The 24,097-nt window shown below is 60.1% G+C and carries 21 protein-coding genes; 11 read left to right on the forward strand and 10 right to left on the reverse strand.

The window, feature by feature from the left end:
- Window positions 1-37: 37 nt before the first annotated feature.
- From DUT91_RS00470 to DUT91_RS00495, 6 genes are all read right to left on the reverse strand, one after another.
- Window positions 38-2,029: an alpha-1,4-glucan--maltose-1-phosphate maltosyltransferase gene (locus tag DUT91_RS00470; protein ID WP_114438424.1), complete on the reverse strand. Its 1,992-nt coding sequence runs from the start codon at window positions 2,027-2,029 to the stop codon at window positions 38-40.
- A gap of 344 nt (window positions 2,030-2,373) precedes the next feature.
- Window positions 2,374-3,660 (reverse strand): TRAP transporter large permease, encoded by a 1,287-nt coding sequence (locus DUT91_RS00475; RefSeq protein ID WP_245419421.1) that lies wholly within the window; start codon window positions 3,658-3,660, stop codon window positions 2,374-2,376.
- The gene (locus DUT91_RS00480; protein ID WP_147272132.1) at window positions 3,657-4,169 is read right to left on the reverse strand and encodes a TRAP transporter small permease; all 513 of its coding nucleotides are present in this window, start codon (window positions 4,167-4,169) and stop codon (window positions 3,657-3,659) included. Before DUT91_RS00480 ends, DUT91_RS00475 begins: the two co-directional genes overlap by 4 nt.
- 80 nt (window positions 4,170-4,249) lie before the next feature.
- The gene (locus DUT91_RS00485; RefSeq protein ID WP_114438426.1) at window positions 4,250-5,230 is read right to left on the reverse strand and encodes a C4-dicarboxylate TRAP transporter substrate-binding protein; all 981 of its coding nucleotides are present in this window, start codon (window positions 5,228-5,230) and stop codon (window positions 4,250-4,252) included.
- A 14-nt stretch (window positions 5,231-5,244) separates the two neighbouring features.
- Entirely contained in the window at window positions 5,245-6,444 is a 1,200-nt protein-coding gene (locus tag DUT91_RS00490) for an AGE family epimerase/isomerase (RefSeq protein ID WP_114438427.1), read from the reverse strand.
- Window positions 6,441-7,163 carry a GntR family transcriptional regulator gene (locus DUT91_RS00495; RefSeq protein ID WP_114438428.1) on the reverse strand — a complete coding sequence of 241 codons (723 nt, stop codon included), beginning with the start codon at window positions 7,161-7,163 and terminating at the stop codon, window positions 6,441-6,443. The genes DUT91_RS00490 and DUT91_RS00495 overlap by 4 nt, the downstream gene beginning before the upstream one ends.
- 362 nt (window positions 7,164-7,525) lie before the next feature.
- Here DUT91_RS00495 and DUT91_RS00500 point away from each other — a divergent pair, with 362 nt between their 5' ends.
- The 3 genes from DUT91_RS00500 to DUT91_RS00510 all read left to right on the forward strand — a co-directional run bounded on the left by DUT91_RS00500 (window position 7,526) and on the right by DUT91_RS00510 (window position 11,506).
- Window positions 7,526-9,724: a PAS domain-containing sensor histidine kinase gene (locus DUT91_RS00500; protein WP_114438429.1), complete on the forward strand. Its 2,199-nt coding sequence runs from the start codon at window positions 7,526-7,528 to the stop codon at window positions 9,722-9,724.
- Window positions 9,721-10,113, forward strand: a complete 393-nt coding sequence (locus DUT91_RS00505) for a response regulator (RefSeq protein ID WP_114438430.1) — start codon at window positions 9,721-9,723, stop codon at window positions 10,111-10,113. Before DUT91_RS00500 ends, DUT91_RS00505 begins: the two co-directional genes overlap by 4 nt.
- 430 nt (window positions 10,114-10,543) lie before the next feature.
- Window positions 10,544-11,506, forward strand: coding sequence for a sugar-binding transcriptional regulator (locus DUT91_RS00510; RefSeq protein WP_114438431.1), 963 nt, complete (start codon window positions 10,544-10,546; stop codon window positions 11,504-11,506).
- A gap of 102 nt (window positions 11,507-11,608) precedes the next feature.
- Here the strand turns inward: DUT91_RS00510 and DUT91_RS00515 are convergent, their stop codons facing one another.
- Genes DUT91_RS00515 through DUT91_RS00525 form a run of 3 tightly spaced genes read right to left on the reverse strand, consistent with a single transcriptional unit; the run spans window position 11,609 to window position 15,281 of the window.
- Window positions 11,609-12,661 (reverse strand): substrate-binding domain-containing protein, encoded by a 1,053-nt coding sequence (locus tag DUT91_RS00515; protein WP_114438432.1) that lies wholly within the window; start codon window positions 12,659-12,661, stop codon window positions 11,609-11,611.
- A 55-nt stretch (window positions 12,662-12,716) separates the two neighbouring features.
- Entirely contained in the window at window positions 12,717-13,772 is a 1,056-nt protein-coding gene (locus tag DUT91_RS00520; RefSeq protein WP_114438433.1) for an ABC transporter permease, read from the reverse strand.
- Window positions 13,773-15,281, reverse strand: a complete 1,509-nt coding sequence (locus DUT91_RS00525) for a sugar ABC transporter ATP-binding protein (protein WP_114438434.1) — start codon at window positions 15,279-15,281, stop codon at window positions 13,773-13,775.
- 148 nt (window positions 15,282-15,429) lie between these two features.
- Here DUT91_RS00525 and mtnK point away from each other — a divergent pair, with 148 nt between their 5' ends.
- The 7 genes from mtnK to DUT91_RS00560 all read left to right on the forward strand — a co-directional run bounded on the left by mtnK (window position 15,430) and on the right by DUT91_RS00560 (window position 22,330).
- Entirely contained in the window at window positions 15,430-16,692 is a 1,263-nt protein-coding gene (gene mtnK / locus DUT91_RS00530) for an S-methyl-5-thioribose kinase (protein WP_114438435.1), read from the forward strand.
- Entirely contained in the window at window positions 16,689-17,783 is a 1,095-nt protein-coding gene (gene mtnA / locus DUT91_RS00535; RefSeq protein WP_114438436.1) for an S-methyl-5-thioribose-1-phosphate isomerase, read from the forward strand. The genes mtnK and mtnA overlap by 4 nt, the downstream gene beginning before the upstream one ends.
- Before the next feature lie 5 nt (window positions 17,784-17,788).
- Window positions 17,789-18,724 carry a transketolase gene (locus DUT91_RS00540; protein ID WP_114438437.1) on the forward strand — a complete coding sequence of 312 codons (936 nt, stop codon included), beginning with the start codon at window positions 17,789-17,791 and terminating at the stop codon, window positions 18,722-18,724.
- Window position 18,725: 1 nt separating this feature from the next.
- Window positions 18,726-19,727, forward strand: a complete 1,002-nt coding sequence (locus DUT91_RS00545) for a transketolase family protein (protein ID WP_114438438.1) — start codon at window positions 18,726-18,728, stop codon at window positions 19,725-19,727.
- Entirely contained in the window at window positions 19,727-20,851 is a 1,125-nt protein-coding gene (locus DUT91_RS00550; protein WP_245419423.1) for a RuBisCO large subunit C-terminal-like domain-containing protein, read from the forward strand. The genes DUT91_RS00545 and DUT91_RS00550 overlap by 1 nt, the downstream gene beginning before the upstream one ends.
- A gap of 131 nt (window positions 20,852-20,982) precedes the next feature.
- Window positions 20,983-21,237: a hypothetical protein gene (locus DUT91_RS00555; protein WP_147272133.1), complete on the forward strand. Its 255-nt coding sequence runs from the start codon at window positions 20,983-20,985 to the stop codon at window positions 21,235-21,237.
- A gap of 40 nt (window positions 21,238-21,277) precedes the next feature.
- A complete protein-coding gene (locus DUT91_RS00560) occupies window positions 21,278-22,330 on the forward strand; it encodes a polysaccharide deacetylase family protein (protein ID WP_114438440.1) in 1,053 nt (350 codons plus the stop codon).
- Between the two features lie 18 nt (window positions 22,331-22,348).
- On the opposite strand, the gene DUT91_RS00565 is transcribed toward DUT91_RS00560, so the two are convergent.
- Complete coding sequence (locus tag DUT91_RS00565; protein WP_114438441.1) at window positions 22,349-23,239, reverse strand: LysR family transcriptional regulator; 891 nt, start codon at window positions 23,237-23,239, stop codon at window positions 22,349-22,351.
- Between the two features lie 123 nt (window positions 23,240-23,362).
- Here DUT91_RS00565 and DUT91_RS00570 point away from each other — a divergent pair, with 123 nt between their 5' ends.
- A complete protein-coding gene (locus tag DUT91_RS00570; RefSeq protein WP_114438442.1) occupies window positions 23,363-24,088 on the forward strand; it encodes an SDR family oxidoreductase in 726 nt (241 codons plus the stop codon).
- The last annotated feature ends 9 nt before the right edge of the window (window positions 24,089-24,097 follow it).

Here is a 24,097-nt window from a genome sequence, read left to right on the forward strand (position 1 = left end):
GGATCGGTGACGGTCGAAGCCAGTTTTTCCAGAGTGGTCATCGGCGTCCCTCCGGCGTCACGAGACGCCAGGCCATATAGGGGCGCTGCTGCGGGTCGAGATACATATGCTGGATCTTGCCGGTCCAGGCGAAGGGCTGGCCCGTCACCAGATCTTCGGCCTCTACCGTGGCGTCATCGGGCAACCCGAATTCCCATAAGGGCACTTCGAAATGCGCCGCTTGTGGATGATGCGGATCGAGATTGACGGCAAAGAGCAGGAAATTGGAGAAATCATCGGTGAATTTGCCGTAATATAGAATGGCGTCGTTCCAGGCATTGTAGAAATTGAGATTGGTAAACTGCCGGAGCGCCGGGTTCTCCTGCCGTAGCCGGTTCACGAAGGCGATATCCGGTTTGATGTTGCCGGGCCGATCCCAATCCCATGCGCGGATTTCATATTTCTCGGAGTTGAAATATTCCTCCTTGCCCGGCATGGCCGCTGCTTCGCAAAGCTCGAATCCGCTATAGACGCCGTAGTTGGTCCCGAGGGTGGCCGCGAGAAAAAGCCTCGCCTGGAAGCCCGGCCTGCCGCTCGTCTGGAGGTAATAGGGATTGATATCAGGCGTGTTCACGAAGAAGTTCGGCCGCATGATGTGGCGGCACTCCTCGCGTGTAAGCTCCGTCAGATAGTCGGTCAGTTCCTGCTTGGTATTGCGCCAGGTGAAATAGGAATAGGACTGGTTGAAGCCAACCTTGGCGAGGCGCTTCATCATCTTGGGCCGGGTAAAGGCTTCTGCGAGGAAGATGACCCCGGGATCGACCGCCCGCACCTCCTCGATCAGCCATTCCCAGAACGGCAGCGGCTTCGTATGTGGATTGTCGACGCGAAAGATGCGCACGCCGTGCTCCAGCCAGAAAAGCACGACATCTCGCAGCGCATACCAGAGGCCCGGAATGGCATCGCGGTAGAAATGGAGGTTGACGATATCCTCATATTTCTTCGGTGGGTTCTCGGCGAATTTGATGGTGCCGTCCGGCCGCCAGTCAAACCATTCGGGATGCTCCTTGATCCAGGGATGGTCGGGAGAGCACTGGATGGCGAAATCAAGCGCGGTCTCCAGCCCATGCTGGCGCGCCGCCTCCACCAGGCGGGTAAAATCCTCCAGCGTGCCGAGTTGCGGGTGGATGGCGTCGTGTCCTCCCTCCTCGGAGCCAATGGCATAGGGGCTGCCGGGATCATCAGGTCCGGGCGTCAGGCTGTTGTTTCGGCCCTTGCGGTTGGTATGGCCGATCGGGTGGATCGGCGGAAAATACAGCACGTCGAAACCGAGAGCCTGGACATAGGGGAGCCTTGCAATGACATCATCGAAGGTGCCATGCCTATCCGCGCTACCGGATTGAGAGCGCGGCATCAGCTCATACCAGGCGCTGAAGGCTGCCCGCTCGCGATCGACAAAAACCGGAAAGGCGGTTTCGGCCTCGGTCAGGTTCGTCCGGACGGCGTGACGCGCCATCAGGGCCGCCATGTCGTCACTCATCAGCACCGCCATCAAATCACCTTCCGAAGAGGCTGAACGCACTTCCTCAAGAAGGCCATCACGCGTGGACCGGCGGCCCTTACCACTCACCGCATCAGCCAGCGCCTGCTCGACCAGATTCCTCCCCTCTTCCAATTCAAGCGTGATCTTCTGTCCCGCTTTGTGCTTCTTGGCGATCTCGGTTCGCCAGGAGGCGAAGAGATCGCGCCAGGCGATGATGCTGAACTCATGATGGCCGGGCTCGGGGAAGACGATGGTCGCGCGCCAGCGGTCGTTCACCAGTTGGCGCATAGGCGTCTCGCTCCATTGCATCTCGCCCCGGCGGCGATACAAAAGGGCGGCGGCTATGACGTCATGACCGTCGCAGAAGATATCAGCCTCGACCCGAAAGGGCACATTGACAACGGCTTTCGCGGCAAAACGCCCGCCGTCGATTGCAGGTTCGACAGCCTCTATGGCGATGCGACTGGCGGCTAGTTTCTGAAGGAGTGGATAGCTTGGACGGTCCATTTTGGCTCTTCAACCCTAGAAGTTCCCCGATGCGCCCCAACGTCCGGCATCGGCCCAAGTTCCCGTCCTCCCGCCACAAATTTGCACCCGAGCGCCATCAGCTGCGTGATCGAGCAAGCGCCCGCCTCAAGCCCGCCTGAGCGACGCGTTTATGAGAGCCGTAAGGTGGTGCAAACTGAAAAATGGCAACCATTCGCGGCAGCATAGGTCTGCGGCGGAACCGGCTGGTGGCACGGGAAAGCGTTCGCTGACGGTCGGTCCGTGAGCGTTGGGTATAGAACACGGGTCGAGGGATCGACCCGATCCGCAGCGGGCAAAGATTGCCGGACTGGTGGGAACGCCTTTTACATCAGCCAGTTCGGTAGGAAGAGGACGATCTGTGGGAACAGGATCATCAGGCAGACCAGCAACAGGACAGCGGCGGCGAGCGGGATCATCTCGATCGTGTAATCCTTGTATGAGCAGCGAAGGATGCCGCAAACGGTGAACATCGAAACTCCAACCGGTGGCGTCATCCCGCCAAAGGTCACGAGCGTCATCATGACGAGCCCGAAATGCACTGGGTCAATGCCTGCAGCGGTGATGACCGGAACGAGGATCGGGGTCAAAAGCATCACGAGCACGGTCGCCTCGACCAGCATGCCCAGGACAAGAAGGAAGCCGCAGATCGCGAACAGCAGAACCGTCGGATTGGTGATGGCGGTAAGAGAGAACTCGGCAATCGATTGCGGCACACGCTCAAAGGTGATGACATAGCCGAAAACACCTGACAGCAGGATGATCAGCATGATCATTCCGATATCCCTCACGCTGCGCACCAGCGCGTCGATCAATGCCGGAATTGTCAATTCTTTATAGACAACGAAGCCAATGAACAGGGCATAGGCCACCGCGAATGCCCCCGCTTCGGACGGAGTGAAAATGCCAAAGCGAATTCCGATCAGCAACCACACCGGAAACAATACCGCCCAGAAGCTGCGCCTGAAATCCACCCAGACTTCGCTAAGCGTCGGTGGGCGCTTGTTTTCAGGTTGATAGTTGCGGCGCGCGGAAATGCCCCAGGTGGCCGCCATCAAAATAACAGTCAATAAAACGCCCGGCACGATGCCTGCGATAAAAAGCCGGCCGATCGAGACTTCTCCGAGATAGCCGTACAGGATGAGGCCCAGGCTTGGCGGCAAGGTTGCCGTGATAAGCCCGCCGATGGACAGCAAGGCGGCGGTGAAGCCGCGGCTGTAGCCTTTCTGAACCATGGGTTCGCCCAGAATTCGCGCCTGCATGGCCGCATCCGCCACTGCCGATCCGGAGACGCCGCCCATGAGCGCGCTGAGGATTAGTGTGGATTGAGCAAGACCGCCGCGCATCCATCCGGCCGCTGTTGTCGCCAGCCCTATTAGCCTGGGGGTAATACCCGAACTGTTCATCAGATTGCCGACAAGAATGAATAGCGGCACCGACAAGAGCGGAAACGACTGGCTGGCAGCCACGATACGTTGCACCGCCGTGCTGTCCGGCAGGAAAACCGACGGCAGCAGGAAATAAGCCGAGCCTGCTATGCCGATGGCGAAGGCGACGGGCAAGCCCAGAGCGATCAGCGCGAGCGCGCCTACCAGGATCATCGTTGAAATCACAGGGGATACTCCTCGGCATCGGTGTCAGGTTCGAAAACCCCGCTCCAGCCTTTCGCGGCCAAGCGCCGAAGCGTCGATATGACCATCAGAACGGCGCCGACAGGCAGTGCCAATGTGACAACGCCGTAGCTGAGGCCGGATGCGCCCAATTCGCGGGACCAATTTCCGGCAGCCAGATGGAAACCATGCCAGGCAATCCAGATCAGGAACACCAGGACCAGGATCGTCAAAAATGCCGATAGCATTTTTCGGACACGCGGCGGGGCGATGTCTATCAGCGCCGATACCCGGATGTGCTCGCCGAGACGCATGCACAGATCGGCGCCGAACATGCATGTCCAAAGAAGGAACAACTGTGCAAACTGGGGTGCTGACGTCACCGGAGCCCCAAGAGTGCGGCCCATGGCGGCAACCAGCACGGCCGATACCGTTGCCACGAGCAAGATGAGCGCAAGCGCGAGCTCCACTCTGTCATAGATGCGCCACAGCATCGCTGTCCCTTTCTTCACGGAAGAAAATCCTGAACTGAAGGATTCAGGCGCGGGTCGTCCCCGCGCCGGCTATTGCCGATATCCAGCGTCCAATGGTTTTATTGCGCCTTGGGAAGGTAGGGCTTGAGCGCCTCCCGAGCCTCGATCAGCCCGACTTCCTCATACACCTTTGCGGTCGCCTCACGGAACGGTGCAAGGTCCACGTCGTTGAAGGCAACCCCCGCCTTCTCCATCATGGAGCGCACCTCGGCCAGTTTTTCCGCTGTCATCCGCGTGGCTTCATTACCGGCTGCCTTCAACTCCTCGTCTATGATGGTCTTAATGTCTTCCGGCAGTGACTTCCACCATTGCTCGGACGTCGCCAATCCGGTGAATAGCTGGATATGATTGGTCAGCGCGACATTGGTGGTGACTTCCTGCAGCTTGATGCCGGCCGCACCGGTCAGCTGTGCCTCGGCGCCGTCGACCGCACCAAGCTGGAGGGCGGAATACACTTCAGACCACGCCATTGGAGCTGGCGTCGCGCCCATGGCGGAGATGGTGGCGATCCAGCTGGGAGCGTTGATTGTGCGAACGCGAACTCCGTTGAGATCGGCGGGCTTCTCGATCAGCTTCTTCGTGAACATCTGGCGGGTGCCCTGGAACCAATTGTAGTTCAAAAGGCGCAAGCCTGCATCGGCGGCAAGCTTCTCGACCCATTCCTTATAGACCGACGATCCCGTGATGGCTGCGTATTGTGTGTAGTCGTCAACCAGATAAGGCGCGGCGAGAATGCCCAGTTCCTGTTTGAACGGAGCAAGACGTCCGGCGTCGACCAGCACCGCAATTGGGGCGCCGCCGCGGATCTGTTCGAGCACGTCATTGTCTTCGCCGAGCTGGGAGCTTGGATAGATCGTCACAACGACACGGCCCTTCGAGCGCTCCTCGATGCGCTTTTCGGCCCCCTGCATAGCGATGACCAGAGGATCGGTAACCGGCTGCGAAGTCGATAGATTGAACTGGAATTCCTGGGCGACGGCAACGCCGCCCAACAGCGAAAATGCGCCTGCAAGCGCAGCAATACGTGTAGCATGGATCATCAGTCGGTTCCTCCCTATGGTGATGATGATAGCGAAATGCGTAGTTCAGGCTGTATGGACCAGAGCCCTGCCCGCGCCCCTTCGGTCACGAACAGCGCGACGTGGTAGATCAACCGGCTGAGCGCGTCGGGCCAGATCACGCCGCCGCGGCCATCCAGTTGATTGACCCATCGGACCTGATCGGCAGCAAAGAACCGGCTGAAGATCAGCCTCTCCAATTCTTCGGCTCTTGCGGCGGCATGAACATCGCCCCTCAGATGAAGCGCACAGGCAAGTTTGCCCGCCTCCGTCAACGGCCAGAGAAGATGGGTATTTTCAATGACGCTGCCATCTGCCTTCAATGCATCGAAAAGCGCGCCGTCGAGCGGATCTCCCGTCCGGCGTATGCCGTGCCCATCGGCAAACGCGGTCATCCGGTCGGCCAGGGACCGGACGTCTTCATGGCCGCTCAGATCGGCATAACGATGCAGCAGCCACGCCCATTCATACTGATGTCCCGGCTCACGCCGCTGCCCTTCGGCCCCTTCAAGCGACGAGAGATCGTGACTCACGAATTCTCGAACGGAGCCGGTCGATCGGTCGATAAAATAGTCTTGCAACAATGAGATGTAGCGTGTCGCGCGCTCGAGCCATACGCTTTCGCCGGTCAATTCATAGGCTTGCAGGACCGCCTCGAGCATATGCATTTGAGGGTTTTGAGCACGGCGCTCGCCAGCCCGCGCACCGCTTCGAGCCATCTGGTCATCTTCGTATAGAGCGCCCGTCACCGGTTCCGTCAGCTCTTCTATGAAACGCCACAGCCCTTCAATGCGCCCCTCGGGCACAGCCTTGGGATCGGCCTTTTGCAACGTCACCAGAGCCAGAAGCGCAAAGGACTGGTCATAGGCGCGCCGCGTCCGACTTGCTGCGTCCTCCCGGAGGCTGCCGTCTGGATCAATGGCATAGCGATAGCCGCCCTCGGGATGGCGAAGATGCGCATCCATGAAAGCATGAATTCTTCGAGCGGGGCCGAGAAGGGCTGAATTGCCTGTTTCCAGGCACAAATGTGCCAGGGAAAATACCGTCCGCGCATGCACCAGTGTCGTCTTCGGCTCGCCGAAGACCGGCCTCCCCTCGCCATCGAGGCGCTCCACCAATCCACCCGCCTGTTGATCGGTGGCGAAGGCAATCCAGCGGGGCACGAAATCCATGGCGAACGCGGTAGCGGAGGTCACGTTGCAATCCCTCCGCGTGGCTCGAAGAAATCAGGAAGAGCTGCGGCCATGACAGGCAGATCATCGAGAATCTGGCGCAAATGCCCCCGCATGGCCGCTTCGGCGGCATCGGGATCGCGTTCGCGGATTGCCGAAACCACGTCGGCATGTTGCGTGATAAGCCGGTCACGCGGAAAATGCCGCGCATTGAGGTAGCGCATGCGATCCATCTGCGTCTTCAACGGCTGAAGGATCTCCCAGCCGGGTCCCTGCCCGGCCGCTTCGGCAAGGCGGCGATGGAATTGCTCGTCGAGCGCCAGAAAGCCCTGGGGCTCCGGTCCTTCCGCCACCAGCCTTTGCTCATCGAGAAGACGTTCCAGATCATGGATCAGTTCATCGCTCGGCTGCGCCGCGACGAGCCGGACAATGTCTGCTTCCACCGCTTCTCGAACAAATCGCGCCGAGGTGACGGCATCGATGCGGATACGGCTGACATAGGTTCCCCGCTGCGGCCTGATTTCCAGCAGCGATTCCTCGGCAAGCTTGATGAACGCCTCGCGTACAGGCTGCCTGCTGACACCGAAGACGTTTGCCAGATCTACCTCGGAAAGCCGCGCGCCGGGCAGCAATTCGCCCCGCAATATCCATTCGCGGATCGCATGCCATAGTTGGGGACCCACAGCCTTTTCCAGATAGACATGGGGAGGCACGGGAAACGTGGTCGCAGTACGCACATGCATGATTTTTAAATCCTCCCCTCAGCTTCAGAATATGGACTACTACCATACTAGTCAACCCGACCCAAAGAAGGGGCGAGCATGTTTGCTCGCCCCCTGAGGATGCGGCAGCCGAGCTATTGTTGAACTGATGTGAATGCTTGCGCTATGATTCGAAGGGCTTCGCAGGCTAAAAAATGTTCGATATTTTCGCGCCAGATGGAACAAAACACTTGTTCGAACGTATTATAGGGCTTTGTTTTGTCAGCGAACAGTGTGCGAAATCAAGGCAGTTGGGCGCAAAGCTGGCGAAAATTCGACGCTTTGTATTCCAGTCGTACAGATCGCCCTGGCCGGCAACAACCAGGGCTGATTAGGAATTATAAATGTCGAATGTCGAAGAATTTCCGATATCGGGGCGAAAACTCAGTGAGACCAGTGAATATGAAGCGCTTGTAGCGGCGGCGCCCAGCGTCCTCGATGCCATTCCGGGCGCTGTATACCTCTGCGATCACGAAGGCTGGCTCGTTCGCTATAACAAGGAAGCTGCGAACTTTTGGGGTAGAACGCCGCTGCTTGGAGAAAAACCCGAGCGATTCTGCGGGTCCCATGCTCTTTTTCTGCCGGACGGCACGCCCTTGCCGCATGATATCTGCCCAATGGCCACGGCTGTTTTGTCCGGCGAAGAGACCCGGAACGCCGAGGTCATCATGGAAAGACCCGATAGTTCGCGCATCGTCGCCCTGGTGAATATCCGCGCCCTCAGAGACCGTGACGGGCGTATCCAGGGTGCAATAAACTGCTTCCAGGACATTTCTGCGCACAAGGCGATGGAAGACGAGGTGCGTCGCAAGAGCGCCGACCTTGAAGATTTTTTTGAAAACAGTGCGATCGCCCTTCATATCGTCGGAGGTGACGGCATTATCCAGCGCGCGAACAAGGCTGAACTCGCTCTTCTCGGTTATACGGCCGAAGAATATGTCGGACGCCATATTGCCGAATTTCATACAGATGCACCGATCATTGGCGACATCCTTCACAAATTGTCGGGTGGGGAAAAGCTCGACCGCTATCCTGCCCGGCTTCGCGCCAGCGACGGCTCGATCAAACATGTGCTGATCACCTCCAACAGCCGCTTTGAAGACGGAGAGTTCATCAACACACGCTGCTTCACGACGGATGTAACCGAACTTTTCGAATCCGAAAGCGCGCGTCGCGACAGCGAGGAACGTCTGGCGGCGACCTATGAAGCGGCGACCATTGGAATTGCTGAAACAGACTCGGCTGGCCGCCTGCTGCGTGTAAACGATGCTCTGTGCCAAATGCTGGGCCGCTCTCGCCAGGAACTCCTCAGCATGACCTTCCTGGACTACACCCACGAGGACGACCGGGAGGAGGACGAAGCTCTCTATACACAGCAGACCCTCGGAGAACATGACAGCTATGTGCTGCGCAAGCGCGCGAGGAAGCCCGATGGAACGACAATTTATCTCGATATACGCAGTTCTTCCGTAAGGGACAACGCGGGCGGCTTCCGTTATGGGGTACGCGTAATACAGGATGTCACCATCGCGAAGCAGATGGAGGATCAGATACGCTCCAGCGAACAGCATATGCGAGATTTGCTGGAAGCGCTGCCGGCAGCGGTTTATACCACGGATGCGGCAGGCCGGATCACCTTCTACAATAAAGCAGCCGTAGAAATGTCTGGACGGACGCCACAGCCTGGCGACATGTGGTGCGTGACATGGCGTCTGTTCAATCCCGACGGCACCTCTCTGCCGCACGACCAATGCCCGATGGCGGTCGCGCTTAAGGAAAACCGCCCGGTTCGGGGCGCCGAGGCCATCGCGGAACGGCCGGACGGCACCCGCATTCCCTTCGTTCCCTATCCCACTCCGCTTCACGATGCCGGCGGCAATCTCATCGGCGCGATAAATATGCTCGTCGATATCACCGAGCAGAAGCAGGCCGAGAGCAGACAAAAGATTCTCATCGACGAGCTCAATCACCGGGTCAAGAACACTCTCGCAACCGTGCAATCGCTGGCGGGACAGACTGCCAGGCACGCTGCCGGTCTGGAGGACTTCCTGCGTAGCTTTGAATCGAGACTCATGGCGCTGGCGCGGGCCCATGATCTCTTGACCAAGCGGCATTGGGATGACGCCCCTCTGGATTCGCTTGCCAGGGCGGTGCTGACACCGCTCGCCGCCAGTGAAGCGGTGAAGCGGATCATGATTGACGGACCATCGGTCGGCCTGAATCCGCGGGCAGCGCTGAGCTTGACAATGGCTCTCAACGAGCTCGCAACCAACGCGATAAAATATGGATCGCTTTCATCGGAAAAAGGGTCGCTCGGCGTTGCCTGGCACCTGCAGGAGGAGGGCAACGATCAAGCTATGCTGATCCTTGAATGGCATGAACGTGGCGGTCCACTGGTTCGCCCCCCTACCCGGCGCGGGGTCGGTACCCGGCTGATGGAACGTTGCATTGAGCGCGATCTCGGGGGCGAGTTTGACCTCGCCTTTGAACCCGAAGGCGTATCCTGCCGCATATCAATCCCGGTTGGGCAGGTGAAGGCATGAGCGATCTTTCCGGCCTTAAGGTTCTCATCGTGGAGGACGAGGGTTTGGTCGCCCTCATGATAGAGGATATGCTGCAGGATCTCGGCTGCCAGATCGTAGCTTCGGTGTCCCAGTTGTCGGATGCGAAGGCAATCGCCGACACGATAGAGGTCGATATGGCGGTGCTGGACATCAACCTGGCTGGCCAGCCTAGTTTTCCTGTCGCGGAAATTCTCCGGGAACGGCAAATCCCTTTCGTATTCAGCACGGGATATGGTGCGAGTGGCCTGCCCACCGAATTTGCCGGTAATCAGGTTCTGGGCAAGCCTTTTTCCGCGGAGGAGCTTGAACAGAAAGTCACGCTCACCTTGGCCTCAGGACGAGTTGGACATCGCGCGGGCACGATTTAATAAACGGCAAATGCTCCACCGTCTGAGAATAATGGAGCATTCACACAGCGCTTTGCAGGCATCGACATGCCCAGGCATCGTCGGATCGAAGGCAAGGCACTGTCCCCACGGCTGAACGGCACTATCTGGGTCTTTGGCATTCCGAGCATTGCCGCGGCTTGGCTTTCCTTTTCTTTCCATCGCCAAAACCGGGCGCTTCGACAATGATGATCGAGGGTTGCGTTGCGGGTCGGATTGTGCCGGACGCCTTGCTCAGACCGCCAATATTCGGCGCCTGTATCTTCGCCTTTTGCAACATCCCATATACATAGCTGTCACTTGAATGACCGCTGAGTAGCGATTCCCGGTGGCTACCTAAGGCTGCTGCGGCGGTTTGACTTTTGTCACACCCCGTGAATAATGTCTAAAATTGTCTCGACGAGGAACCAGAATGCCAGTTCGGTCTACGGATCAGATCCTGCACAAAGCCGCATGGCTTTATTATACTCATGGCTTAAGACAGGATGAAGTGGCCAAACAGCTTGGTATTTCTCGCGCATCCGTCGCCATGTATCTGCGCCGCGCCCGCGAGACCGGTATCGTCAGCATATCTACCTCGACACAGTTGTTCGCCGACGATGTGCTGGCGCGCGAACTGGAGGATACGACCGGCCTGGCTTCCGTATGGATCGTGCCCGAAGACCGGCATGCGATGGATTCAGCGGCGGAAATGCCGGTCGTTGCGGCTGCGGTATTCCTCGAACTCATCAAGAAGGGCGACCGTATCGGCGTTGCCTGGGGGCGCACGGTCTATCATCTTGCTGACGTTCTGCCTTATGCGGATCTGCAGGGCGTCACGGTGATGCAGCTCTGTGGCAATCTCGGCGCACCCTACAATTACCGCCCGGACCAATGCACCACCGAGATCGCGCGCCGTCTGAATGCGGAGGGGATCAACATCTATGCTCCCCTGGTGCTAGGTTCCGAGCGGCTGGCTGACGAACTGCGGGGCGAACCCGTCATCCGCGAACAGCTTGCGGCCATTTCAGATTGTCAGCTCGTCCTCTACTCGGTCGGCGGCTGCGAAAGCGACAGCCATCTGGTGCGCTGCGGCGCGCTGACCGCTGACGAAATGCATGCGCTGGGCAAAGCGGGCGCCGGCGGCGTCATTGCCGGCCAGATCATCGACAGGAATGGCCGCTGGATGGACTGCGCCCACAACCGCCGCTGCATTTCGGCGGATCTCGACACCATTCGCACCATTCCCAAGCGCATGATGGTGGTGGAGGAGGATGCCAAATTCGAACCGCTGGTCGCCGCCATCAAGGGCGGCTTCGTATCGCATCTGGTGGTGACCACCTCAATGGCCCGGCGCCTGCTCTCCCGCTGGAATGAAGTGACCGACGCGGCCTAGACATGCCAATGTGACAACAGTAGGCGCCGGGAATATAGCAGCGACATTGCGGTCATCAGCATAAGGGGCGGCCCTCAGGCCGCCCAATTTGCCGGGATGCACTCACTTGGCGTTCGGGTTCGGCATCCATGCAGGCATGGCGACGTCTGCATGGGCGAACTGCGGCAGCTTGGCGCCCAGTTCTTCCATGTTCTTGATGTCGCTGTCCATCAGGTCTTTCTGGGTGATCAGGGTCGGGGGAACGATGACATTGTGGCCCGGATCTTCGCCCGCCAGCAGCATGGCAAGCGTGCGGACAGATACCTGGCCGACAACGGTCGGGTTGGTTGCGGCGGTTGCAACCCAGGCACTATCGGGCTCGCGCATGGCGGCGATGTCGGACGTCGATATGTCAGCGGAATAGATCTTGACGCTGCTCGACATGCCGGCTTCGTCCACGGCGATCTTCACACCCTTCGCGAACTCGTCGTAGGGCGCGAACATGACTGTGATGTCAGGGTTGGCCGAGATGACCGAACGGGCCTGGTTGGCGACAGAGTTTGCGATCGGGTTATCCATCGTGCCGAACTGGGCGACTTCGTTGATGCCCGGATACTTCTTCTTGAATTCCTTCCACGTCTCATCGCGGCGGTCGAGCGGCGCGATACCGGCAACGTAGACATATCCGGCCTTGAAGCTCTCGCCATTGTCCTTGATCGCCTGCTCCAGAGCCAGGCGGGCCAGATCACGATCTGACTGCTCGACCTGCGGAATCTGGTCATTCTCGACGTCGACGTCGAAGGCGACGACCTTGATGCCCGCGTCGACAGCACGCTGGGCGGCTTCCTTCATGGATTCCTTCAAACCGTGCTGGATGATAATGCCCTGCACACCGAGCGCGATCGCCTGGTCGACCATGTCGGCCTGCAGTGCTGCGTCCTGGCGGCTATCAAGTACGCGCAGGTCGACACCAAGGGCCTTCGCCTGGGCTTCGACGCCTGAGAGATAGGACTGGAAGAAATCGCCGGTCGAGAGATAACGAACCAGGGCGATCTTCACGTCGCCGGGTTTGTCGAACGGGGCCGGCATGTCGGCGGCGAAGGAAACGCCTCCGAATGTCGAGGCGCCAATGAGGCCGAGGGTCAGTTTTCCGAGAATTCTACGCGTAATCGCCATTGGGGTTCCTCCATCATGTTGTTGTTTTAATTAGTTTCCTGCTTGGCCGAAGGTTCTATCTCCGCCTTTGCGAGAGGGCGAAGGTAAAGACGAGGGCAATGACCAGAACGCCGCCCTTGACGAAGTCCTGGGTATAATAGGGTGCGTTCATCATCGTCAGCCCCTGCAACAGGACACCGACGAACAGGGCTCCAATCGCGGTGCCGAAGGCATTCGGTTTGGCAGCGCCAAGAACTGCGAACCCGATCAGCGCAGCGGCGACGGAATCGAGCAGCAAATTATTGCCCGAGGCGATGTCGCCGCGACCGAGACGAGCGGCGAGCAGGATGCCTCCGATCGAGGCAAAAACACCGGAGATGACGTAGGCGCTGATCTTGTAGGCATTGACCGGCGCGCCGGCGAGCTGGGCGGCACGCTCGTTGGAACCGACGGCATACATCATCCTGCCGAAGCGGGTGTATTCAAGGAAAAACCAGATGACGATGGCAAGCAGGATCAACACCACGACCGATACCGGCACGAGGTTCGGCAGGACGAAATCGAAGCGATGGCGGCCAAGCGCCAGGAAGGCCGGAGAAAAGGTGCCGCTGGCAACCGAACCGTCGGGCATGGTCATGCCTGTCGCGATCGAGCGACCCTCGGTGGGAATGCGCTGCAGACCAACGAGCAGGAACATCATGCCGAGCGTCGCCAGCAGATCCGGCACGCGCATGTAGACGATCAGGAAGCCGTTGATCAGACCGACGACGACGCCGATCAGGATGCAAACCAGCATCGCGGTGAATGCATCGCCGCCCATGACGACCATGACGTAGGACGAAGCCATCATGGCCGTCGTCGCCACCGAGCCGATCGACAGGTCAAAACCGCCCACAACCAGCGTCGCGGTGACGCCAAGCGCCAGGATTCCGGTGATCGCTACCGACTGAAGGATAAAGACGGCACTCTGCGGCGAGGCAAAGCCATTGGTGAAGGCACAGAAAAACAGGATAAGGCCGAGCAACAGCACCAGGAAGCCGTATTTGATCGCCAGTTCGCGGATCGTCAGCTTGTGGACCGGATGTGGGGCTCCGGTCGCAGCGTTAAGGGTCTTCGTCTGTTCCAGGTTCATTCAACCAACCATTTGATGTTGACCGGCAATTTCGGCCAGAAGCTTGTCCACATTGATATCGGCATTGCGATGTTCGCCGACGAGCGTGTGTTCGGACATCACCAGGATACGGTCGGCGATCTCAAATGCCTCATCGAGTTCGGTCACGAAGACCAGTGTCGCCCTGCCGATCGCCGAGGCGCGCAGCTTGGCCGCAAGATCGCGCCGCGCCGAGATATCGACCCCCTGGAACGGTTCGTCGAGGATCAGCACGCGCGAGGCCTGCGTCAGCCATCGGCCGACCATGACCTTCTGCTGGTTGCCGCCGGACAGCGTGCTCATCTCGTCGCGTTCGCTGCGGCAGACGACGCCCAGCGAGGCGATCTGTGTGCGTGCAAGGTCACGCTCGCTGCGGCGGCTGGTAATACCGAAATTCGAAATCCGCTTGAGAAACGGCAGGCTGATATTCTCGTAGATGTTGAAGCCCGGCACGATGCCGTTCTCGCCGCGATCTTTGGCGACGAGGAAAACACCGCGCTCGATGGCCTGGCGTGTTGACCTGGGCGCGTAATCCGCGCCATCGAGCGTCATGCCGCCGCTGACGGGCGCGCGGACGCCAAACAGGGTCTCGGCAAGCGCTGTCTTGCCGACGCCGACAAGACCTGTGATAGCCACGACTTCCCCACCGCCGAGCGTCAGCGAGAACGGACGCGACGTAGGGGTGAGTTGCAGGTTTGCGGCATGGAGAACGGGGGCTGTGGCGGCGCGTACGCTGATGTCGCCGGCGCTGATCTTCTTGCCGAGCATGGCATTGACGGCACCCTCGTAATCCAGGGGCTGGTCTTCGAAGATGCCGGAGATGCGACCGTCACGGAGGCTGACGATGGTATCGGCGAGCCGGCGAATGTCCGACATGCGGTGTGATATATAGAGAATGGCAACACCGCGGGCGCGCAACCGCTCGACGACCTGGAAGAGCCGCTCGGCCTCCGCGCTCGACAGCGAGGACGTCGGCTCGTCGAGGATAAGCACCTTCGGCTCATGCGCCATCGCACGGGCGATCGCCACCATCTGGCGGTCGGCGAGCGAAAGATCGCTGATCCGGGCAGTCAGATCGATAGACAGGCCCATGCGGGCGGCGACCGCCGCAGCTTCGCGGCGAACGCGGCGAGGATTGAAGACCAGCGGCGCGCCCCTGCCGTTCAAGCGGTCGAGCGTCAGATTGGTGGCGACATCGAGATCGGCGACGACGCCATCATTGATGTTCTGGTGCACGGTGACAACGCCGGCGCGAATGGCTTCGGCAGGCGAAGACGGCGAAAAGACCTGTCCGGCGAGCGTGATGCGCCCGGCGTCGCGATCATAGACGCCGCTGACTATGCGAACGAGCGTGGATTTGCCCGCACCATTGGCCCCCATCAGCACAGTGATGACGCCGGCGCGCAATTCCAGATCGACCCCACCCAGAACCTGGTTCGGCCCGAACGACTTGCGCAAGCCCTCGATACGGAAAACCGCCTCTTGCACCATATGCTCCTCCCTCGACGATCATGCTAGGACGGCGTATCGTCAAATGTCAAGTCCATTGACATTTGATAGAATGCTGTCCTACGAAAAGGATGAGAGGGGTGGTGGCGATACGAATTGCCACCGTTTGGGAAGGGAGGAACTACCAGCCATGACCGTATTCGAGGCATTGAATTCCCAGACGCTTCCTCTGCGCCTTGGCGGCACTGCAGCCATTCTGGACCGCGTCGGCGTTGACACGTCCGCCTGGAAAATCCGCGAGGTTGGCGACGGCAATCTCAACCTGGTTTTCATCGTTGACGGGACGAAAGGAAGCGTCGTCGTCAAGCAGGCGCTGCCTTATGTGAGGCTGGTCGGCGAAAGCTGGCCGCTGCCGCTGAAGCGCTCTTATTTCGAATATCAAGCTCTGGTGCGCCAGCAGGAGCGTGATCCCGGGATGGTGCCGGAAATCCTGCATTTCGACCGCGAGCAGGCGATCATCGTCATGGAATTCCTGACCCCGCACATCATCCTGCGCAAGGCGCTGATCGAAGGCCAGCAACTACCGCGTATCGCCCGCGATCTCGGTCTTTTCACCGCCCGCACCCTCTTCCGCGGTTCTGATCTTTCGATGGAGACGCGCAAGCGCAAGGAAGACCTCGCTTTGTTTTCCGACAATGTCGAGCTCTGCGACATCACCGAAAACCTGGTTTTTTCCGATCCCTATTACGAAGCTACCCTCAATCGCCACACGACGCCGCAACTTGACGGCATCGTCAGGGAACTGCGCGCCGACCGCGATTTGAAGGTGGAAGCGCAGCGCCTCAAGCATCTATTCGCCTCCAATGCCGAAACCTTGCTGCACGGCGATCTTCACACCGGCTCCGTCATGGTCACGCCTGAAGAAACCAGGGTGATCGACCCGGAATTTGCCTTCTACGGGCCCATGGCTTTCGATGTGGGGATGCTGCTCGCCAATTTCTGGATGAGCTATTTCTCGCAAGCAGGCCATGAGAAGGACGGCGACCGCGCGGATATGCGCGATTATCTTCTCGATGTCGTCGTCGGCATCTGGGATACATTCCGAGACGAGTTTTCCCGGCTGTGGCACACCGAACGCAACGGCATTCTCTACCAGAGGACACTTTTCGAGGATCGCGGCGATGCGCTGGGATCGACGCAGGCGCTCGACGAGGTGCTGCAGTCGATCTGGACCGACATGCTCGGCTTCGCCGGTGTCGAGATGCATCGCCGCATCCTTGGCCTCGCCCACAATGCCGATTTCGAAACCATTGAAGATGCCGATCTGCGCGCCCGCTGCGAAGCCAAGGCGCTCAAGCTCGGCCGACACCTGGCTGTAAACCGGCGCAAAATCCACAGCATGGCGGAGATCAATGCGCTCGCCGGACGGCTCGAAAAGGAGATAGTTGCTTGAAAGTCGGAGAACGCCACTACCATACGATCTGGCTGAACGAGGACGGACGCTCGATCGACATCATCGACCAGCGATGGCTTCCGCATGAATTCCGCATTGTCACGCTGAAGACCGTCGACGACGTCGCGGTCGCGATCCGCGACATGTGGGTTCGCGGCGCACCGCTGATCGGCGTCACTGCCGCTTACGGCGTCGCTATCGCCATGACATCGGACGCCAGCGACGAAGCGCTCGACAAGGTCTGGGAGGTGCTGCACGAAACACGCCCGACAGCCATCAACCTGCGCTGGGCGCTGGATGCCATGCGGGGATTTCTGCGCAAGCTTCCGGTTTCCGAGCGCGTTGAAGCGGCTTACGGGAAGGCCGCTGAGATCGCCGAGGAAGACATCGCGCTTAACCGCAGCATCGGCGCTGCGGGCCTTGAGGTGATCCGCGAGATCGCTTCCCGCAAGAAGCCGGGCGAGCCGGTCAATATCCTCACCCACTGCAATGCCGGGTGGCTTGCGACCGTCGACTACGGCACGGCGACCGCGCCGATCTATATGGCGGTCGAAGAGGGCATCAAGGTGCATGTCTATGTCGACGAGACCAGACCGCGCAACCAGGGCGCTCAGCTCACTGCCTGGGAGATGAATGGCCACGGCGTGCCGCATACGCTTATCGTCGACAATGCCGGCGGTCATCTGATGCAGCATGGCGATGTCGATATGGTGATCGTGGGCACCGACCGTACGACGGCCAATGGCGACGTCTGCAACAAGATCGGCACCTATCTGAAGGCGCTCGCCGCCAAGGACAATGACGTGCCCTTCTATGTCGCCCTGCCCTCGCCGACGATCGACTGGACCGTGCATGACGGCATTAAAGAGATCCCCATCGAAGAACGCAACAGTGACGAAGTGACCTTCGTTCAGGGACGCACTGTCGATGGCTCGATTTCGACCGTGCGTGTTTCGCCGGAAGGAAGCCCTGCCGCCAACCCCGCCTTCGACGTGACGCCGGCGCGGCTGATCACCGGCCTGATTACCGAGCGCGGCATCGCCACGGCATCGCCCGAAGGCCTCAAAGCCCTGTTTCCAGAACGGACCTGACAACCATGACCCTTTCCAACCAGCAGAAGACGGAGGACGTCGCCGCGGGCATCCGCAAGCGTGTTTTCCTGCACACGATGCGTAACAATGGTGGTTATCTGAGCCAGGCCTGTTCAGCAGCGGAAAGCCTCGCCTTCCTCTACAACGAAGCATTGAAGCTGGGCGAACCGACGCTGCCGAAAGTGCCGCTGCCCTTTTCCGGGGTGCCATCGGCGAGCAATCCGGACGCCTTTACCGGAGCCGGATATCACGGGCCATTCGCACCGGAATATGACCGCTTCATCATCTCGCCGGCGCATTACGCACTGGTGATCTATTCGGCGCTGATCCAGATGGGCCGCATGGACGAGCACGCGCTCGACCACTTCAATCGCGATGGCGGCTCTGTCGAGATGATCGGCGCAGAGCACAGCCCCGGCATGGAAGTAACCACCGGTTCGCTGGCGCAAGGTCTGTCCATGGCATCGGGCATTGCCTGGGCACGCAAGCGCAAGGATGAACAGGGCCTGGTCTGGGTCTACATGTCGGACGGCGAATTCCAGGAGGGCCAGACCTGGGAGTGCCTGGCGGCGATGGCCTATCACGGCATCGACAACATCCGCGTCGTGGTCGATGTCAATCGCCAGCAATGCGATGGCGCCATGTCGTCCGTTCTCGATCTGGGCGATCTGCCGGCGCGCGTCTCAAGCTTTGGCGTCACCTGCCGCTCTATCGACGGCCACGACCTCGACGCCTTTCGCAAAGCCGCCGACAGCACGGAAGCTGGCAAGCCGCTGATCATCCTCGCCAACACCTCGCCCTATCAGGGCATGGAATTCCTGAAAAAGCGCTTCCCGCGTCTGCACTATGTCCGCTTCAAATCCGCCGAGGAGCGCCAGGAAATGCAGAGCGCCATTGCCGCCGAGCTTCGCATCGACGAAGCCGAAATCGCGAGGATCTAACATGGTAGAGATCGTCAACCGTCCTTACGCCAAGGCGTTCGAGACCTTTGCCACGGCGCGCCCGGAAGTGCTCTGCCTTTCGGCCGACCTGACCTCGTCCTGCGAAATTGATGGCTTTCGCGATCGCCACCCCGACCAATTCCTGTCGCTCGGCATGGCGGAGCAGAACATGCTCTCCTTTGCCGGCGGGCTTGCCATGCAGGGGTTTCGACCGTTCCTGCATACATTCTCGGTCTTCCTCTATCGCCGCCCCTATGACCAGCTCATCAATTCGATTGCCTATTCCAACCGCAAGGTGCGGCTGATGGGCTTCCTGCCGGGCATCACCACGCCGGGCGGCATCACCCACCAGGCGATCGAGGACATTTCGGTGATGCGGGCCATTCCGAACATGACGATCCTCGAATGCGGCGACGCGACCGAGGTCGAAACAGTACTCGAAGTCGCCGACAGCATCGACGGCCCGGTTTATGTCCGTGTGTTGCGCGGCGAGGTCCCGCGGCTGTTTTCGACACCGTTCGAATTCAACAAGCTCCGGACGCTGAGCGAAGGCGATGACGTTCTCGTTGTCACCTCAGGCGTATGCACGGAAGAAGCGCTGCGCGCCGCGGAGCCTTTGAAAAACCGCGGCATCGGCATCCATCATTTGCATGTCTCGACGCTGAAGCCCTTCGACCGCGATGGCCTGATCAGGGTGGCGCGCGGCAAGAAAGGCGTCGTGACGCTCGAAAACCATACGATCAATGGCGGCCTCGGTTCGCTTGTCGCGGAAATCCTTGCCGAAGAGGGTCTCGGCGTGAAACTGCGTCGTCTCGGACTGCAGGACACCTTCGCGCATGGCGCCTCGAAGCCTTACCTCATGAAGAAATATGGGCTCGACGCCAGCGCACTCGTTGCCGCCATCGGCGACGTGCTCGGCAAGACGCTCGATATCCCGGATGCGGAACTGGAGGCGGTGCGTCTCGACACCGTGCACTCGGCCCAGAAGGCGGAGGCGCTCTGATGGCCCGGTTTTCGGTCACCTACTGGATCGGTGCCGCCGACGAGCAGGAGGCCCGCGCCCGTGCGCTGGATATCGCTCTGGAGCAGACGGTTGAAATTCCCCGGGATGCCGTTCCCGCCGGCTATGTCGAGGACGAAATCCTTGGGCATCTGGAAAGGCTCGAGCCGGCCCTCGATGGCCGTAGCGGCTTTGTCGCCGAAATTTCCTACAGCGATGACGATATCGGCGGCGATTTCCTGCAGCTGCTGAACATCATTTTCGGCAATTCCTCGATCAAAACGAATATTCGCGTTGAGGATATTTCACTGTCGGAAGGGATCCTCAACCTGTGCTCCGGTCCGCGCTTCGGCATGCCGGGCCTGCGCGAGCGCACCGGCGTCGCCAAGGGACCGATCCTGATGTCGGCGATCAAGCCTGTCGGCCTTTCTGCGCAGGAACTGGGCAGGCTGGCGCATGATTTTGCGCTGGGCGGCATGGATCTGGTCAAGGACGATCATGGTCTTGTCGATCAACGCACATCACCCTTCGTCGATCGGCTGAAAGCTTGTGTCGACGGTGTAGGCGAAGCCAATGCCAAGACCGGCGGCCGGACCGCCTATGTGGCCAACATCACCGGCCCGGCAACACAGATATTCGACCGCGCCTGGATGGCCAAGGAAAAGGGCGCCGGCGGCGTCATGGTGGCGCCGGCGCTGGCTGGCTATGACGTGACCCGCGCGCTTGCTGCCGATCCGGAATTCAATCTGCCGATCGTGTCGCATCCGACCTTCGCTGGACCCAACATGATCACGCCGACCACGGGTTTCTCGCATCGCTTCTATTTCGGCCTTCTGCAGCGCCTGATGGGGGTCGATGTGGTGGTGTACCCGAATTTCGGCGGCCGTTTCGGCTTTACGCTGGCGGAATGCCAGTCGATCGTGCGCGGCGCGCAGATGGAGTTCGGCGGCTACAAACCGGTCGTTCCCGCGCCGGGTGGCGGCATGACCTTCGAGCGCATACCGGAAATGCAGGCAGCTTACGGCGAGCGTGTCATGTATCTGGTCGGCGGCGCGCTGATCCGGGAGAAGGCCAATCTCACCAACGCCAGCAAACGGCTCGTAGCGGCGGTCCGCGGAAACGCCTAGCTTTCTGGTCGCTTTAAGCAACCAAATTATTCACGAAACCTCGATATGGTCCCGCGGATTTCGAGAAAAGGTTTCGATGGTTGAATAAGTCTGGCGTGGTAATTCTCGGCGGTTCCCAGGGTGCGCTGGCCTTGGCCAGAAGTCTCGGGGCGCAACAGGTGCCGGTTGTCTCCGTCTCCAATGGCGGAGCCGGTGCGGCCTTCCACCGCCCCGCCAGGCGCGTCATGGATGTATCTGGTTCGCGACGCCTTCGCGGCGGCAACGCTGATGCCGGCGGCCGCATAGGCATGGCACGTGTCCGGGCCTGGGCGACACTCGCGTGGAACGATCCGCTGCCGGGCTTGCTCGACCTGCCCCTCACCGTCTGGCCTGCCATCACGAGATGAGTGCTCCGGACAGGCTGGAACAACAAGGGACTTGCCCGACATGGTATCGTTGCGTTCCATCAAGCGGCCACTGAAATACGCCTTGATCCGCGCGAGTCTGGAAGCGGTCGCCCTACCCCATCTCGGGAACCTGTTTCCGGCGGCTGGCGGTCGCGGGCTGATCTTCACACTCCATCACGTTCGCCCGGAGCGTGATGGAGTGGAATTTGATCCGAACGCCCATCTTTCGATCACGCCGGAATTTCTTGAAGAGGCGATCCGGATGGTGCTGGAGCGCGATCTCGTTCCCGTTCACCTTCATGATTTGCCTGCCCTGCTCTCCGATCCCACCGACCGGAGAAAATTCGTCGCCTTCACGCTGGACGACGGCTATCGCAACAACGCCGAGTTCGCGGCGCCGGTCTTCCGCAAATTCGCCGTGCCCTACACGATCTTCATTACGCGCGGCTTCGTGGAGCGGACGCGCAGCATGTGGTGGGAAACGGCGGCGGCGATTGCAGGCAGCGGCCCATCTGTCGAATTCGACTTCGGCAGCGGGCCTGAAGCTGTCGCGACCACGACCCTCAGCCAGAAGTTCGCGGCCTTCGAGCGCCTTGCGGATTTCGTCGGGTCGATCGACGAAGATGAGGCAATCAAGCGGATAGACGCGGTGGCGATGGACCGCCATCGCATCGACCCGATCGCCATCGTGGATGAGTTGGTGATGAGCAAGGCGGAATTGCGTGACCTCGCGCAGGACCCATTGGTGCATTTCGGAGCGCATACGATAACACATGTGAACCTGCGGCGCGTCAGCGAAGGCCGCCTGCGGCATGAGATCGAGGCTTCGGCGACGGCTGTCGAACGCTATGTCGGTCGCAGCCCGCGATCCTTCTCCTATCCCTATGGCGGGCCGATCGCCGCAGGCGAGCGCGAAGGTCGCGCGGCCGCCGATGCCGGCTTCGGCGTTGCCGTAACCACGCAGCCCGCCGTCCTCGGCCCTGCAAGCCTGGCGCAGCCGACATTGCTGCCACGGGTCTCGCTGAACGGTCATTTCCAGAAGAAGCGCTATGTCGAGGCGCTGATCTCCGGCCTGCTCTTCCGTTTTATGTGAAGCGGCCGAACGCGCATGCTAACCGAGATTTCGCAGGTGATCCACGAGGGCCCGTAGCTTTGGCGCCATATTGCGGCGGCTCGGATAGAAGAGGTAGAAGCCGGCAAAGGGTGGGCAATAACCCTCAAGCAGGGGAACCAGTTCGCCACGCTCGATCGATGGGCGAAAGCTCTCCTCCATGCCGAAGGTGATGCCGGCGCCGGCAATGGCGAGCTTTATCATCAAGGCCATGTCATTCGTGGTGATCTCCGGCGCAACAGCAACGCTGAACGCCTTGCCGTCTTCCACAAATTCCCAGCGATAAGGCGCAACCCTGGGTGCGGGACGCCAACCGACACACCGGTGAGCCGTGAGCTCGCTCGGATGCGAAGGTGCCCCAAAACGGTCACGATAGATCGGCGCGCAGACAGCGAGTTGTCTCTCGTCACCAGCAACGGAAACGGCGATCATGTCCTGCTCGATCACTTCGCCGAGCCTGACGCCGGCATCATACCCTTCAGCAACAATATCGAACTCCACATCCGTCACGGTGATGTCGATCTGTATCTCCGGATTGGCCTCGGCAAAGCTTGCGAGAAACGGCCCTGACAAAAAGTGCTCCGCAATCGACGAAACGGCGAGCCGCAGCTGCCCGCGCGGGCGTCCGCGCAGGTTTCCGGTGGCTTCTATTGCCGCGCGCATGTCTGCAATCGCGGGCGCAACTTCGTCATAGAGACGCTCGCCTGCCTCGGTGAGGCTCACGCTGCGCGTCGTGCGCTGAATGAGCGCTATCCCGAGCGTCTCTTCCAGCCGCCTGATCGTCTGGCTGACCGCCGAGCGACTGACGCCCATCCGGTCGGCAGCCGCACGAAAACTCCTCTCCTCGGCGACGAGCACAAAGACGGCGAGTAGGTTGAGATCCGGCTCCATTGGTTAGCTAGCCTTTCCATAATCGTTAGAAATGATCGTCTTATCACGACAATGCGACAGGTCTATCTCTATGGCAACCGCTGTATTGCGGCCTAGGAATCAACCAGGAGAAGGGAATTGCGCATGTCTCTCAACAAGATCGTCCTCATCACCGGCGCATCGAGCGGCATCGGCGCCGGGATCGCCCGGGAGCTTGGCGCCGCCGGAGCTAAAATCATGCTCGGCGCACGCCGCACCGATCGGCTCGATGTCCTGGCCGAAGAAATCAACGCGAAGGGCGGCCAGGCTCTGACCCGCCGGCTGGATGTCACCGACCGCGCCGACGTCGCCGCGTTCGCCGAAGCGGCGCGCCAGGCCTGGGGTCGGGTCGACGTGATCGTCAACAATGCAGGCATCATGCCGCTATCCCCGATGGCCTCGATGAAAGTCGACGAATGGGACCGCATGGTCGACGTCAACATCAAGGGCGTGCTCCACGGCATCGCCGCGGTGCTGCCGGAAATGACGGCGCGAGGCTCCGGTCATGTCATCAACATCGCCTCCATCGGCGCGCTTTCGGTGGTACCCACCGCCGCCGTCTATTGCGCGACCAAATATGCGGTACGCGCGATCTCCGATGGCTTGCGGCAGGAGCATGACAACATCCGTGTCACCTGCATCCATCCCGGCGTCGTCGAAAGCGAGCTTGCCGGCACGATCACCGATCCGGCGGCGGCGGAAGCGATGAAGACCTATCGCGCCATCGCGCTCAAGCCAGATGCGATTGCCCGCGCCGTCCGCTTCGCCATCGAACAGCCCGATGATGTCGATGTCAACGAGATCGTCATCCGGCCGGCGGCCAGCAAATAAGGAGACAGA

Origin of the sequence: Paramesorhizobium salinisoli (assembly GCF_003335045.1) — a bacterium.
Classification (GTDB): domain Bacteria; phylum Pseudomonadota; class Alphaproteobacteria; order Rhizobiales; family Rhizobiaceae; genus Paramesorhizobium; species Paramesorhizobium salinisoli.